Genomic DNA, 14900 nt, shown 5'->3' on the forward strand with positions numbered 1-14900 from the left:
GAATTATGGCATCATTTAAAAATAATGGAAAACTGAAACTGTTGATTATTGTAGGTACACGCCCGGAGATTATCCGTTTGGCAGCTGTCATCAACAAGTGTAGAAAATATTTTGATTGTATTCTGGCACATACCGGTCAGAATTATGATTATAACCTGAACGGGGTGTTCTTTAAGGATTTGAAACTGGCTGATCCGGAAGTTTATCTGGATGCAGTGGGCGATGATCTGGGAGCCACCATGGGAAATATCATCGACAAGAGCTATAAGTTGATGGTCGAGATCAAGCCCGATGCTGTTCTGGTATTGGGAGATACAAACTCCTGTCTGAGTGTAATCGGTGCCAAACGTTTGCATATTCCTATTTTCCACATGGAAGCCGGAAACCGTTGCTTTGACGAGTGTCTGCCGGAAGAAACCAACCGTCGTATTGTCGACATTATCAGTGACGTGAATATCTGCTATAGCGAGCATGCCCGCCGTTATCTGAATGCAAGCAATGTCGCTCCCCAGCGCACTTATGTCAGCGGTTCTCCGATGGCGGAAGTGCTGCACAACAATCTGGAAGAGATTGAGGCTAGTGATGTGCATACCCGTCTGGGACTGGAAAAAGGAAAATATATTCTGTTGAGTGCACACCGTGAAGAGAATATTGATACTGAAAAGAACTTTATTTCCTTATTCACAGCCATTAACAAGATGGCTGAGAAGTATGATATGCCGATTCTCTACAGCTGCCATCCGAGAAGCCGTAAGCGTCTGGAAGCAAGTGGCTTTGAACTGGATAAGCGTGTTATTCGTCAGGAGCCTCTGGGATTCCATGACTATAACTGCTTGCAGATGAATGCCTATGCAGTTGTTTCTGATTCCGGGACATTGCCTGAGGAAAGTTCCTTCTTTACCAGTGTGGGACATCCGTTCCCAGCTGTTTGTATTCGTACCAGTACCGAGCGTCCGGAAGCTTTGGATAAGGGTTGCTTTGTGCTGGCTGGTATTGACGAGCATTCTCTGTTGCAGGCTGTAGATGTAGCCGTAGAAATGAATAATAACCACGATGACGGTATTCCGGTACCGAATTATGTGGATGAGAATGTTTCTACTAAGGTGGTGAAGTTGATTCAGAGCTACACCGGAGTGGTAAATAAAATGGTTTGGCGTAAATTTTGAATACTTATGTATAAGTACATTAAACATTTTTTGGATGTGATAATTGCAATAGTTTTATTGTTTTTATTTAGTCCTATTTTTATTGTTATTGCTATTTTGATTAAGTTAGAAAGTAGGGGACCAATTATTTTTAAACAAGAGAGGTTAGGATACAAAGGAAAGGTCTTTAAAATCTATAAGTTTCGTTCTATGGTTCAAGGTGCTGAGAAGCAAGGAACGGGAGTCTATTCTTTTAAAGGAGATAGTCGTATAACTAAAGTTGGTAGATTTATACGAGCTACAAGTATAGATGAATTGCCTCAGTTATTTAATATAATTAAGGGCGATATGGCTTTGATAGGTCCTAGACCTGCTTTAACTTATCATCCGTGGCCGTTTGATCAATATACAGAGCATCAAAAAAGGATGTTTGATGTCCGTCCTGGTGTAACAGGTTGGGCGCAAGTGAATGGACGCAAGGAGGTTCCTTGGCCACAACGAATAGAATTAAATATTGAATATGTAGAAAAAATGTCTTTTGGTTTTGATCTGAAAATCTTTTTTATGACAATATTTAAAGTGTTAGTTAATGCCAATAATAATAATATAGAAAAAACGAATTAAATGATATGTTGAAATTAATGTATATAACAAACCGTCCTGAAATTGCTACAATTGTGGAGGATGCTGGAGTTGATAGAGTTTTTATTGATCTTGAAAAAATTGGAAAGCAGGAACGGCAAGGGGGAATGAATACTGTTCAATCTCAGCATTCGTTAGAAGATATAGTTCAAGTTCGAAAAGTAATAAAGAGAGCTGAGTTATTAGTTCGTTCTAATCCTATTTATAAAGACTCTGCACATGAGATAGATACCATTATTAATAATGGAGCAGATGTTGTAATGTTGCCATATTTTAAAACTGTAAATGAGGTTGCGAAATTTATTGATTATGTAAATGGACGAGCTAAGGTTTGCTTATTGTTAGAAACAGCGGAAGCTGTGGAGAAGCTAGATGCGATACTGGAGCTTAATGGCATAGATGAAATTCATATTGGGCTAAATGACTTGCATCTTGCTTATAAAATGAATTTTATGTTTGAACTATTAGCTGATGGAACTGTTGAAAGACTGAGTAATAAAATTAAGTCTAAGGGAATTCCATTTGGATTTGGAGGTATTGCTAAATTAGGGGCAGGAATTTTGCCTGCAGAGGCTGTTATAAAAGAACATTATAGATTAGGGTCTTCTATGGCAATCTTGTCTCGTAGCTTTTGTAATACTGATTTGGAACGGGATTTAAATAACATTGAAAGAATTTTTAAGATAGGGATGGCTGAGATTCGCAATTTAGAAAAAGAGGCTGAAATGCATAAACTATACTTTGATGATAATCAGCTATTTGTGAAAAAAGCTGTTCAGACTTATTTAAAGGAAAAGTAGTATGAATTTGTTATTGACAGGCGCTTTTAATTATACTGAAGAGCAAATTGAAAAGTTAAGTAATCTTGGCTTTCAGATTTATTATATTCAAAATGAGAGCGAGGAGTTGCCTATACAACCGGAAGAGATAGATGCAGTTGTTTGTAATGGATTATTTTTATATCATGATATTAAAAAGTTTGTACGATTGAAATATATACAGTTGACAAGTGCAGGCTTTGATAGAGTTCCAATAGACTATATAAGAAAACAAGGTATAAAAATCTTTAATGCCAAGGGCGTTTATTCTATACCAATGGCCGAGTGGGTTTTATTTAGAGCTTTGGAATGTTATAAAAATGCTGATTTTTTTAAAGAAAAACAAAAAAAACATTTATGGGAGAAGAATAGACACCTAAAAGAGTTATTTGGAAAAAGAGTGGCAATTGTAGGTGCTGGTAACATTGGTCAGGAAGTTGGAAAAAGATTTCAGGCATTTGGATGTAAGACTTTTGGTTTTGATGTGCATTCTTTTGAAGCTGATGGATTGGATTGCGTATGTCTTATATCAGAGTTAGATGCGTACCTGCCTGATTTTGATATAATTGTTCTAACTTTGCCTTTGACAGATGAAACTTATCATCTTTTTAATTATGCCCGTTTTGAATTAATGAAGGAGGGTAGTTTATTAATGAACATTTCAAGGGGCTCTGTTATCAATGAATCTGATCTAGTTCGTTTTTTATCAGAGAAACAAAGAATCACAGCTATTTTAGATGTTTTTGAAGAAGAACCGCTTCCAGTTTCTTCAAAATTATGGGAATTTGATAATGTGTTGCTTTCACCACATAATTCATTTGTTGGTGAAGGTAATGCATCAAGACTCTTTGATGTTATTTTGAATAATTTTGTAAGTAATCTGTAATTCTTCTATTGGTATTTGTTTGTGAGAATATTTTTCAATATTGCTTTTTTATCATACTATTTCATAAAAAAAGTAGATAAATCAGTGATAACTGAGATAATATTTTTATATTTGCTTACTTTTAATTAATTATATAAGTACACTTTAAATAAGTGTATAATATCTAATAGAATTGTTGCATTAACTTAAAAAAATATTTTTCTCATGAAAAGAATGAAATGGAATGCCCTGGTATTAATCTGGTCTCTGCTAATTGTTAGTTGTGCTGCTCCGGAAAGAGTTATTTATTTTCAGGATTTGCAGCAAGGAATGCAAGAGGATATAGAGCAGAGTTATGAAATCAAGATCCGTAAAGATGATTTGCTGGGAATTACGGTTTCAGCTCGAAACTCGGAAATGGCGATTCCTTTTAATTTACCGGCTACAGCCTATACCATGGAAATAAAAAGTAGTACTTCTAGTGCACAATTAGGATATCAGGTAGATGTAGATGGCTATATTAATTTTCCTCAATTGGGGAGAATTCATGTTGAAGGAATGACCCGAAAGGAATTGGCTTCCTGGATTACCGGACAGCTGGAGCAAAAGAATCTGTTGCAGGATCCGGTTGTAACGGTGACTTTCCAGAATTTTAAGGTTTCGGTATTGGGAGAAGTGAAAAATCCGCGGGTAATCAATGTGAAGTCGGATCGAATTACGGTCTTGGAAGCTTTGGCTGAGGCGGGAGACCTGAATATTCAGGCAAAGCGTGATCGGGTGGCCGTTATCCGTGAAGCAGAAGGAAAACGCACCGTGCATTATCTGGATTTGCGTTCCTCAGACTTATTACAGTCTCCTTATTATTATTTGCAGCAGAATGATGTGGTCTATGTAGAACCGAATAATGCCCGGACCATTCAGGCTCGTAGCACACAGGTCACTTCGGTGGGAACTTGGGTGTCAGTATTTAGTTCGATTATGTCGGTGGCTACTTTAATTGTAACCTTATTAAGATAGTATTTTTATGGAACAGCAGAATAAACAAAACGTATCAGGTTCTGGATTGGAGCTTAATCCAATGGATCTGTTGCATGTGGCGCTGAAAAAATGGTATTATTATGTAGGAGCTGTAGTTTGCTGCCTATTATTTGCTTATATTTATCTGCATCGCACGGCACCCATGTATCAACGGATGGCTACAGTGTTGATTAAGGATAAGGAAAGTGGAACCCGTACCCCTTCGGAAGCCGAAATCTTTAAGGAAGTCGGTTTTATGAATCTCAGCGGAAATGTAGAGAATGAAATCCTGATTTTCAAATCGCTGCATCTGGCCGAACAGGTGGTGCGTCGTCTGGATCTGGATGTATGCTATCAGGTTAAAGGTTTCTGGCGGCCCACCGATCTTTATGGTGTCAGTCCGGTGACCGTACATTTTGTACAGGGAGATGATCTGGCTTGCAGTTTCCGCTTGCGGTTATTGCCCGGAAGAAAAGTCGAACTGTCTCAGTTGAAATATCAGGCCCAGGAATTGACCGAAACAAAGACTTTTGTCCTGAATGATACGGTACAGACGGCAGTCGGTCAGTTGGTAGTGGTGCCTACCGGTTTTTATCAGAAGTTCGATCGGGAGTTGGAGATTGAAGTCCTGAAATCCACCGTGCGCAATACCGGTAATGCTTTGGTGGCCCGTTTGGGCGTGGCTAAGGCTTCCAAGGAGTCCAGCATGATTCAGTTGAATATTACCGATCCGGTACCTCAGCGTGCCGAGGATATTCTGAATACTTTGGTGGATGCCTATAAGGAGGATATTGTCAATGACAAGAATACGGTAGCGCGCAATACAGAGCGCTTTGTGGTGGATCGTCTCGCCATTCTGGAAAAGGAATTGGGTAATGTGGATAATCAGATAGCTTCTTATCGCAGTGCCAATCAGTTGATAGATGGTACACAGAGCGGGCTGTATCTGCAGCGGGCGGACCAGTTTCAGAATGAAGCTGTACAGCTGCAGACAGAACTGGAACTGACCCGTTATCTGAAAGAGTTTTTGTTGCAACCGAAGAATGACAAGTCTCTGATTCCGGTAAATATCGGAGTTTCGGAAACCAATCTGGTGAATCAGATAGCGGAATACAACAAAATGCGTCTGCAATGTGACAAGATGGAGAGCACTACAGCCGTGGAGAACCCGGTAGTACAGGATCTGCAGCAAGCAATGCTTTCTTTGCGGGAAAGCATTCTGCGCACGATGGACAATCATATTGAGGCTCTGCAGTTGCGTTTGCGCAGCACCGTGCAGCAGGAAGTCCGGAGCAGCGGAAAGGCGGCCAATATTCCGAACCATCAGAAAGTGGTGCTGAGTGCCGAGCGGCAACAGAAGGTAAAGGAGCAGCTCTATGTGTACCTTTTGCAGAAGCGTGAGGAAAATGCCTTGGCAGAATATATTGCGGAAAGCAATGCGCGGGTAGTTGATCGGGCAAAGGGATCGAATCTGCCGGTGTCTCCCAAAACGCAGATGGTTTATCTATCAGCATTGATTTTGGGCTTGGCATTACCTACAGCTGTAATCTTCTTAATGTTGATTATGGATACCAAGGTGCGAAACCGGAAGGATGTGGAAAACAAGTTGACTATGCCCTTCCTGGGGGATATTCCTTATCACAGCTGGGAAAAAGGCAAGGCACACGACACGGTAGTGCGTGCCGACGGACTGGATGCCGTGACGGAAGCATTCCGCATTTTGCGTACAAACTTGGACTTTATGAAAGGGGAGCAGCAGGGTCCCCTGAAGATTATGTTTACCTCCATGAATCCGGATGCGGGAAAAACCTTTGTCATTTCCAATCTGGCCAAGATGTTTGCCTTTGCCGGAAAGCGGGTCTTGCTGGTCGATCTGGATATCCGTAAAGGTTCGTTGAGCCGGATTTTCGGAGGCCGGAAGGCTACGGGAATCACCCAGTATCTGATAGACCGTCAGATGACGGCAAAGGAACTGATTTGTCCGGTGAAGGACTGTCCGGGGCTCGATGTGATTTACAGCGGAGTGGTGCCTCCGAATCCGGCCGAACTGCTGATGAGTGCCCGTTTGGATCAGTTATTGGAAGAACTTGTTGCCAGTTATGATTATATTCTGATAGACAGTGTGCCTTCGGCAGTAGTGGCTGATGCTAGCATTGTGAATCGTCTGGCCGATCTGACGGTGTTTGTCATCCGCGCCGGGCTGATGGATCGCAGACAGTTACCGGATGTGGAGCGCATCTACCAGGAGAAGAAACTGAAGCGGATGGTCACTCTGCTGAATGGCGTGAAGAAAGAGCATGCCGGCTATGGCTATTACGGTTATTATGGTGGTTATGGCTATGGTTATGGTGACCAGAAAAAGAAGAAAAAGAACTTTGGTTTATTTTGAATTAGTTAAGAGCTAGATTATGAAAAAGATTTTAATGGGGTTGATGTTGCTGGGGGCAACCTCAGCCATGGCGCAGGAAACAACCAGTGAAATTGCCCCGATGGATAAGTATAGCGTAGCGACCAATAACTTCTGGAGCAATTGGTTCGTGACCGTAGGCGGGGATTATGTGGCCAGTTATTCCAATCAGGAGCGGGGATTAGGTCTCTCCCGCAATCCTTTAAAGAGCTTCCGCCGTTCGTGGAACGGAGATGTAACTTTGGGTAAATGGTTTACTCCGGTGATTGGAGTGCGTGCAAAGACCCAGTTTATGAGCCTGAAGAATGTGGACGGACGGACCAATCCGAGCTACGACATGGTGAACTTCAATGTGCAGGGAGTATTCAACCTGAGAAACCTGTTCTGCGGCTATCAGCCGGGACGCGTGTGGAACATCTCGGTCTATGCCGGTACGGGATTCTACCGTAATCTGGACGCAAAGCATTATGCCTTTATGTACACCGGCGGTATTCTGAACACCTTTAATGTAACCAAGAGACTGTATATCAATCTGGATATTTACGGCAATATGGCCTTGACAGAACTGGATGACGGGATCAGAACTACCAATACGGGAAAGAGTAATTTCATGACCACCAAGGACCGGCAGGCCGGTGTTTCTCTGGGTCTGGGTGTAAACCTGGGTAAAGTGGGATGGAGCAAGACTCCGGACCTGCAGGCCATCAATGCCATGCATAAGGCTCAGGTTGAGGCCTTGAATGCTTCGCTGGCAGAACAGCAGCGCGAGAATGACAAGCTGAAGGAGCTGATGGCAAAGCGTCAGGAAACCACCACTACTACCGTAACCGAGAAGAAGACCGTGGTCAGCACTCCGGTATCTGTGTTCTTCAATTTGAACTCTTCACGCATTGCTTCAAAGAAAGACCTGGTAAATGTACAGGCTTTGGTGGAACAGGTGAAGGCCAACAACGGAAAGGTGGAAGTTTGCGGTTATGCCGACAGCAAGACCGGTTCGGCGGATTACAACCAGAAGCTGAGCGAGCGTCGCGCCAATACCGTTGCCAAGGAACTGAAGAAGATGGGATTGAACGACGATCAGATTGTCATCAAACCTATGGGAGGTGTGGCTGATCTGAATCCGGCTTCATACAACCGTCGCGTTATTGTAAAAGCGCTGTAAGTAGTTTCTAACGATAAGAGTCATGAAAAAGCCGGCTGCCGGGAGGCAGCCGGCTTTTTTCTTTTAAGATATATTAGACAAAGAATATTTGCATCGTCGATTAATAAGATTTTTTTTGTAAAAAGGTTAGAACATTATTGAAGAAGAGATAATGTTATAAAGGGGTATTTTGCTTTTGTTAATTTAAAAAATTGATGATTATGGACGGTAGAAAATTTTTATGGCTTGCTGTGGCTGTATTCAGCCTCGGCAGCACTCCTTTCTTAACCGGTTGTCAGAAAGACTATGACGGACAGCTGGAGATTCTTCGCAATCAGATCAATAACGGAATGATTAATTTGGACGGTCTCAAGGAGAAAGTGACTTTGATAGAACAGCAGCTGACCGTTCTGGAACAGGCTATTGCTGATGGAGACACTGCAAACAAGGAAGAAATAGAGCAGTTGAAAACCGAACTGGAACAGCTGAAGTCGGATTTGAATGCCCGCATCACGGAACTGCAAGGGAAGATTGATGCCAACAGTGATGATATCCGGGATATCCAGACCCAGATTGAAGAGACCAACAAGCAGTTTGATGCCAAGCTGTTGGAAATGTCCGAAAAAATTAACCAGTTGGATGCTGCGCTCAATGTGCTGGACGGAAGAGTGACCAAGCTGGAAGAGCAGGTGGCTTCCTTACAGGAAAAGCAGCAGGCTGTGGAACAGACCATTGAAGGCCTGAAACAGGAGATTGCAACTCTGGGTGAAGATATGGAAGGACAGAAAACCAAGCTGGAGCAGGCTCTGACCCAGCTGGAAGCACTGGATGAAAAGCTGACAACAGAGATTACGCGCGTAGAATCTCTGGTGAATGAAGTGAAAACTGCCACCGAAGAGAACGCAGCCAATCTGGAGGAACTGAGAAGCTCAACCATTGAGAGCATCACCTCGCTGAAAAAGGATGTGGATGCCCGCTTGCAGGATCTGACCAACCAGATGGCCGGACTGTCGGAATCGGTGGCTGCACTGGGAGACAAAGTGAGCGAACTGAACCAGAAATACGACAATCTGAGTGAGGACCTCAACAAACTGGAAGATAAGTATAACCTGCAGATCCAGAAAATATGGGAGGCCATCAACGGAATGACTCCGGGAGACGATGAGGCTCTGGAAGAACTGAAGAAACTGGTGAACGAGCTGCAGACAAATCTGAATGAACTGCGTGACTCCATGAACGAGGAACTGAAGAAGATGCTCGACACTCAGGAACTCTTCGGAAAAGACTTGCAGGATGTGAAGGCCACCGTGGAGGACCACAACCGCAGAATTTCTGATCTGGCACAAAAGATGGATGCTCTGGGAATCAGAGTGACCAAGCTGGAGGAGACGGTAAAGAATATGCAGAACGCCTATCAGCTGACCATCAGTGAAATCGAAGACAGACTGAAGGCTCTGGAAGAACAGGCCGGAGATTTTGATCCGGAAACTCTGGAATTGATGAAGAAAGACCTGCAGGCTCTGAAAGAGGAAGTGAACAAACAGGCACAGAGCATTCTTGCCCTGCAAAACCAGCAGGAAGTGCAGGCCAGAAAACTGGTAGAACTGTCGGACTATGTGCAGGAATCTGTACTGGCCCTGCAGACCAATTATAACAACCTGAACCGGAAAGTCACCGAAATGGATGCGTTCATTTCACTGCTGGACAAGAACCTGAAAGACACTCAGGGAGCGGTGGCCGGACTGACAGAGACCGTGAACCAGCATGCCAGCCAGATAAACGACCTGTATCGGAAAATTGAGAATCTGCAGCAGGAACAGGATAAATATGTTACCCGCGAAGAGGTGGAGAAGATTCTGGACAACTATTATGACAAGAGCGAGATGGATAGTGTCCTGACTGAAGTCTACCGGAAAATCAATGCATGCCCGACTCTGGATGATGTGAACCGGGTAGTGGAAGAAGCTGCCGAAAAAATGCAGACACAGCTGGATCAGATGCAGCAGAGCATTGATCAGCTGAATATGCAGCTGGCCGACCTGAACAAACAGGTGGAAATGCTGATGAACCGGATTCAGAGCTTTGAGCTGCTGGCCGACTACAGTGACGGTTCGGTGATGGTTACCGACGAAAGTGCCGGAAAATATGTGATGACACTCAAAGTGGAAATTACTCCGGAAGAGGCTCTGAACGAACTGAAAGACCTGAAGGGTATTGTCGGAGTAAGATGCAAGAGCGTGATTCCGGTAAGAGGAGCATCTGAACTGCCCGCCATGCAGGTGGAGAACGTGACCGCTGCCAACGGAGTGCTGGAAGTTAAGGTAAGCTTTGCACTGCAACAGATGCCGGCAGAAGGTAACCTGATGCCGTATCAGGTGGCTGTGGTGCTGGATGACAACAACAACCATAAGCTCAGTGAATACAGAACACTGAGAATGAAAACGGCAGATGTCGTAGACGACGGGGTGACTTATACCTTTATGAAAGGACAGGAAACCCTGTTTGCCAAAGAGGATATTGCAATCAGTCTGTTTCAGCCCGCTGAGATTTATCAGTTGCCGGTGCTGAAAACCATGGATAACCAGCATGGAAGTGAATTGTGTCAGATCGACGGACAACCGGCGCTCTTTGATGCTTCCGTTACCGCTTCGTCCACTCTCGCAGGAAGTGCGAATGTCAATCTGCCGGTAGTTTATTCACTTGCGGCTATTTATGACCCGCAAAACAATACACGCGGTGACCTGTGGAACTATATCGAGGTTTCTACTGCCGGACAGATTTCCATGAAGAATAATCTGACTCCGGGAGTGACACCCGTTTCTCTGGAGGGATATAAAGTCGTTGTCGGACTGCAGGCCAGAAAGAATGGTCAGGACTTCGGTAAAAGAGGATATGTGTGCTTTTATCTGCAGAAAAAGTAATAACGAATAAAATCAGACTGATATGAAATGGTTTAAATATATTCTGTTCTCAATGGCTCTGTTGGGAGGAGATATTGCGGCTAATGCGCAAGATATTACCGTGGATGATCCGTGGAAGGATTATCCGACAAAAAAGGATCTGTATGCCGACTATTCACACTTTACCCTGGGAGTGAATATCGGAACCCCTTACTTTGCCGGTGACTTTAGATCGGTGAGCCGGGGAAATCATTACCGGATCGGAGGACTGTTTGGAATACAGGCCGGATATCAGTTTAATCCGATATTCGGAATGCGACTCAGTGCGGATTATGGATTCAACTCGGCCGGTCCGCAATATTATGAGAAGGACTTTCTGCTCTTGCCGAACGGAAATACCTATTATAATGTGGATGTCCCCGAAGGGGCTATGCGCTATAAGGATCTTTACAGCAAGGTACAGATGTATCAGCTGGGACTGAACTGGGAAGTGGACCTGTTGAACCTTTTTGCACGCAGTGACGGAAACAGAAGATGGGCTGTCATCGCTTCACCGGGCATCTATATGCAGTATTTCTCTTCTACCGTCAAAAGAAAAAGCGACGACAGCAAATTCTCTGACGGAGTGGGCGACCGGCTGGATCTGGGACTGGGAGGTGACCTGGCAGTGAGATACAGACTGAACCGCCATCTGGACCTCCAGGCAAAGGGAGGAATGATCTGGATCAGAAACGGGGAATTTGACGGAATCAATTCCATCAACACCACCAAACACAACAGTGTGATTACGGCACAGGTGGGTGTGGTCTGGAAAATCGGCAACGGAAACGGAAAGAAGAAGGATAATATTCTTTATGCACCGGGATATCTGCCGATGTGGAAACGTGCTACCAAGACCGTGACCCGCGTGGTTCGTGACACCGTGTACATTGAAAAGGCGATTACGGACAAATCACCGGAAGTAGTGGTTTGCGAGGGATTCCCGAAACTGCCTGCCGTTTATTTCGAAAGAGGCAAATGGAAACTCGATACCGACAAGTATGCCTGCGAGCTGTTTGAAATTGCCAAGACGCTGAAGGAAAATCCGCAGGTGGAGATCAACATCTACGGTTATGCGGACTTTACTGGCGGTGAAGCCATTAACAAGAAGATTACGGAGAAACGTGCAATGGCTCTGAAGAAATGGCTTATGAAGGTGGGTATTGAAGAGCACAGACTGCATACATTTGGCTTAGGAAAGGATATGACGATTGAAAAAGAACTGAGATATTCTGAAAAAGCCAGAAGAAGCGAAGTCAAGCCTAAAGAATAAAAAAGGGTATGAAAATAATAATGTCCCAGTCCGGTTTGAATGATTCCGGATTGGGACATTTTTTTGTTTACAGACGCCGTAAAGTGCGCCGGATCTGATGCGGAATACCGGCCCACACAAAACGTGGCCAGAAGGAAGCCAGAGACAGCTCGCGGAGGGTGGCCTTGCAATAGTAGCGGAGCCGGGATTCGGAGTTTTTCTGTGAAGAATGATCCTTGCCCAGATTGCCCTGAAGAAGCAGTTCGCGGAGCAGACGCTCGCGGCGCTCCGGACGGCTGCGGCGGATGAGGCTTTCGCTTTCGGGAAAGTCCAGACCGAGCAGGAAAACGGCCAAAGCGGTGAATTCGGTGAGAAAGACACCGGCACCCAGACGGCGGATTTCGGTCAGACCGCGCTGCACCTCGGGTGTGGAACCGTTGCGATGGAGCCACACGGCCCAGTCGCACAGATGACGCAGCCCCAGACCTATTTCAATGAAATGGCGGGCGGCATGAGTCAGAATCATCACGGTGTCGGCTTCGGGATGGAGACGATAGCCGCTGAAAACAGGGCTTTCGCTCTGGATGAGGTTGTGCGGAACACGGGATGAAAACGGAAGATTCATAAAATCGTGATGGATTTCAAAAGTGACTTCCTGATAGGAAAACGCTACCTCGTGTTCTTTCGGATTCTGTAACGTAACCCCCCGTTCGCGCAGCAGGGCCATGGCGCGCTCCACTCCGTCGGCATTGGGAAACCACAGGTCTACATCGCCGTTCATGCGCAGTCCCGGAACGGGATAGAGGGCATTCAGCGTGTCGCCCTTGAACACGGCACAGCGGATGCCGGCCTCGGCAAACCAGCCCAGCACCTCGTTGCGGGCGGCACTGAAGAGCTTCTGCTGATGGCGCACGGCATGGTTATAGCCGAACCACTGCATGCGTAGCTGTCCCGGAGGCTGGCAGGCCTCGGGCAGGCGCAGCACGCTGTCGGACATAAGACCTGTGACGCCCTGCTGCTGCGACATGAGCAGCAGCGACAGCCATTGCTCGGAGGTGAGGGAACGGAAGAGTGCGGAGTCGGGGGTGGTGCCCCAGAGGCCGCAGCGCAACAGTTCCAGAAACTGGGGCGGAATGGTGAGTTTTTGTTTCATGTAGGGCGTCTGGCTTTTGGTTTCTGATTAGATATAACGGGTTTTCCGCATGTCGCCTTCTTCGACAAAGGTCTGGTGCATGCGGAAAGCATTCTTCAGGGAGAACGGAATGTGGCCGGTGCGGTTTTCCGACAGTTTGAGATAGTCCCAAAGCAGTTCCTTATAGTCGGGGTGGGCACAGTTCTCGATGATGCAGGCGGCGCGCTGGCGGGGTGATTTGCCGCGCAGGTCGGCCACACCCTGTTCGGTGACGAGGATGCGCACATCGTGCTCGGTGCTGTCCACATGCGACACATTGGGCACAATGGACGAGATCAGTCCGTCCTTGGCTGTGGAAGGCGTGGTGAAGACCGACAGGTAGGCGTTGCGGGCGAAGTCGGCCGAACCGCCGATGCCGTTCATGATCTTGCTGCCCATCACGTGCGTACTGTTGATATTGCCGAAGAGGTCGGCCTCGAGCGCCGTGTTGATGGTGATGACACCCAGACGGCGGATCATCTCCGGATGGTTGGTGATTTCCTGCGGGCGCAGCAGAATGCGGTCGCGGAACACGTCGAGGTGGTCGTACATCAGGTCGAGATGGTCCTCGGAAAGGGTGAGTGAGCTGCCGGTGGCAAAACGGATGCGCCCCTCGAGCATCAGGTCGATGACGGAGTTCTGGATCACCTCGGTGAACATGGAGAAGGCGGGCAGGTTGGGATCGGCACCCAGGGCACCGAGCACGGCATTGGCAATGTTACCCACACCGGACTGCAACGGCAGGAACTGGCGCGGGATGCCGCCTTTCTGCCATTCCTGAAGCAGGAAGGAGGCCACATTCTGACCGATGCGGCGCGTGGTGTCGTTCAGCGGCGTGAAGGGGGCGATGTGGTCGCGCTCGTTGGTATAGACCACACCGGCTATTTTCGACGGGTCGACATCCAGATAGGGACTGCCCGTACGGTCGTTCACATGGAAGATAGGGATGTGCTGGCGGTAGGGCGGAGTCTCGAGCGTATACAGGTCGTGCATGCCCTCCAGACGGTCGCCGTGGCTCTGGTTCAGCTCTACGATAATCTGTTCGGCCGCGCGCACGATAGTAGGGGTGATTCCTACGGAGGTGCTCAGGATGATGCGTCCCTCGGGCGTGATGGCCGAAGCCTCGATAATGGCGGTGTGGATGCGTCCCAGGAAACCGTAGTTCACGTCCTGGCCGATATGAGACAGGTGGAGGTCATAGTATTCCACCTCGCCGGCGTTGATGGCGCGGCGCATGTCGGGGTTGGACTGGAAAGGGGTGCGGAAACGCACGGCACGGGCCTTGGCCAGGGCACTGTCTATCTGACTGCCGGTGGCACCGCCGGTAACCAGACCGATCTGAAAGGTCACTTCATCGCGGTTGGCTTCCGCGGCATAGGCAGCCAGCGCTGCCGGAATGGCTTTGGGCGTACCGACGGAAGAGAAACCGCCGATGGCCACAGTGTCGCCATGATGAATCAAGCCGATGGCTTCTTCGGCTGTGAGTACAGGATATCGCATTTC

Annotated in this window: 11 protein-coding genes; 9 read left to right on the forward strand and 2 right to left on the reverse strand. The window is 46.5% G+C overall.

Annotated features, from left to right (window positions below; all coding sequences use genetic code 11):
• Positions 1 to 5 precede the first annotated feature (5 nt).
• The 9 genes from wecB to DXA74_RS11860 all read left to right on the forward strand — a co-directional run bounded on the left by wecB (position 6) and on the right by DXA74_RS11860 (position 12247).
• Positions 6 to 1166, forward strand: a complete 1161-nt coding sequence (gene wecB / locus DXA74_RS11820) for a non-hydrolyzing UDP-N-acetylglucosamine 2-epimerase (protein ID WP_118527847.1) — start codon at positions 6 to 8, stop codon at positions 1164 to 1166.
• A 6-nt stretch (positions 1167 to 1172) separates the two neighbouring features.
• Positions 1173 to 1769 (forward strand): sugar transferase, encoded by a 597-nt coding sequence (locus DXA74_RS11825; RefSeq protein ID WP_118527849.1) that lies wholly within the window; start codon positions 1173 to 1175, stop codon positions 1767 to 1769.
• Between the two features lie 5 nt (positions 1770 to 1774).
• Positions 1775 to 2587: an aldolase/citrate lyase family protein gene (locus DXA74_RS11830; RefSeq protein ID WP_118527851.1), complete on the forward strand. Its 813-nt coding sequence runs from the start codon at positions 1775 to 1777 to the stop codon at positions 2585 to 2587.
• Between the two features lies 1 nt (position 2588).
• Complete coding sequence (locus tag DXA74_RS11835; RefSeq protein ID WP_118527853.1) at positions 2589 to 3491, forward strand: NAD(P)-dependent oxidoreductase; 903 nt, start codon at positions 2589 to 2591, stop codon at positions 3489 to 3491.
• Positions 3492 to 3695: 204 nt separating this feature from the next.
• The gene (locus DXA74_RS11840; protein ID WP_233550525.1) at positions 3696 to 4487 is read left to right on the forward strand and encodes a polysaccharide biosynthesis/export family protein; all 792 of its coding nucleotides are present in this window, start codon (positions 3696 to 3698) and stop codon (positions 4485 to 4487) included.
• A 7-nt stretch (positions 4488 to 4494) separates the two neighbouring features.
• On the forward strand, positions 4495 to 6876 hold the full coding sequence (locus DXA74_RS11845; RefSeq protein ID WP_118527857.1) for a tyrosine-protein kinase family protein: 2382 nt from the start codon (positions 4495 to 4497) through the stop codon (positions 6874 to 6876).
• Positions 6877 to 6895: 19 nt separating this feature from the next.
• Positions 6896 to 8056 carry an OmpA family protein gene (locus DXA74_RS16885; RefSeq protein ID WP_118527859.1) on the forward strand — a complete coding sequence of 387 codons (1161 nt, stop codon included), beginning with the start codon at positions 6896 to 6898 and terminating at the stop codon, positions 8054 to 8056.
• Between the two features lie 200 nt (positions 8057 to 8256).
• Positions 8257 to 10956 (forward strand): hypothetical protein, encoded by a 2700-nt coding sequence (locus tag DXA74_RS11855; protein ID WP_147401102.1) that lies wholly within the window; start codon positions 8257 to 8259, stop codon positions 10954 to 10956.
• 22 nt (positions 10957 to 10978) lie between these two features.
• Positions 10979 to 12247: an OmpA family protein gene (locus DXA74_RS11860; protein ID WP_118527863.1), complete on the forward strand. Its 1269-nt coding sequence runs from the start codon at positions 10979 to 10981 to the stop codon at positions 12245 to 12247.
• A gap of 67 nt (positions 12248 to 12314) precedes the next feature.
• Here the strand turns inward: DXA74_RS11860 and DXA74_RS11865 are convergent, their stop codons facing one another.
• Positions 12315 to 13379: a nucleotidyltransferase family protein gene (locus DXA74_RS11865; protein WP_118527865.1), complete on the reverse strand. Its 1065-nt coding sequence runs from the start codon at positions 13377 to 13379 to the stop codon at positions 12315 to 12317.
• A 27-nt stretch (positions 13380 to 13406) separates the two neighbouring features.
• A complete protein-coding gene (locus tag DXA74_RS11870; protein ID WP_118527867.1) occupies positions 13407 to 14897 on the reverse strand; it encodes a succinate CoA transferase in 1491 nt (496 codons plus the stop codon).
• Positions 14898 to 14900 lie beyond the last annotated feature (3 nt).

The sequence above is a fragment of the Bacteroides sp. OF04-15BH genome (assembly GCF_003477995.1).
Taxonomy (GTDB): domain Bacteria; phylum Bacteroidota; class Bacteroidia; order Bacteroidales; family Bacteroidaceae; genus Paraprevotella.

Bases quoted from the DNA above. Each gene is read 5' to 3' on its own strand.
- DXA74_RS11825 (WP_118527849.1), top strand. From the start codon at position 1,173: ATGTATAAGTACATTAAACATTTTTTGGATGTGATAATTGCAATAGTT.
- DXA74_RS16885 (WP_118527859.1), top strand. From the start codon at position 6,896: ATGAAAAAGATTTTAATGGGGTTGATGTTGCTGGGGGCAACCTCAGCC.
- DXA74_RS11855 (WP_147401102.1), top strand. From the start codon at position 8,257: ATGGACGGTAGAAAATTTTTATGGCTTGCTGTGGCTGTATTCAGCCTC.
- DXA74_RS11830 (WP_118527851.1), top strand. From the start codon at position 1,775: ATGTTGAAATTAATGTATATAACAAACCGTCCTGAAATTGCTACAATT.
- DXA74_RS11835 (WP_118527853.1), top strand. From the start codon at position 2,589: ATGAATTTGTTATTGACAGGCGCTTTTAATTATACTGAAGAGCAAATT.
- DXA74_RS11840 (WP_233550525.1), top strand. From the start codon at position 3,696: ATGAAAAGAATGAAATGGAATGCCCTGGTATTAATCTGGTCTCTGCTA.
- DXA74_RS11865 (WP_118527865.1), bottom strand. From the start codon at position 13,379: ATGAAACAAAAACTCACCATTCCGCCCCAGTTTCTGGAACTGTTGCGC.
- wecB (WP_118527847.1), top strand. From the start codon at position 6: ATGGCATCATTTAAAAATAATGGAAAACTGAAACTGTTGATTATTGTA.
- DXA74_RS11845 (WP_118527857.1), top strand. From the start codon at position 4,495: ATGGAACAGCAGAATAAACAAAACGTATCAGGTTCTGGATTGGAGCTT.
- DXA74_RS11870 (WP_118527867.1), bottom strand. From the start codon at position 14,897: ATGCGATATCCTGTACTCACAGCCGAAGAAGCCATCGGCTTGATTCAT.
- DXA74_RS11860 (WP_118527863.1), top strand. From the start codon at position 10,979: ATGAAATGGTTTAAATATATTCTGTTCTCAATGGCTCTGTTGGGAGGA.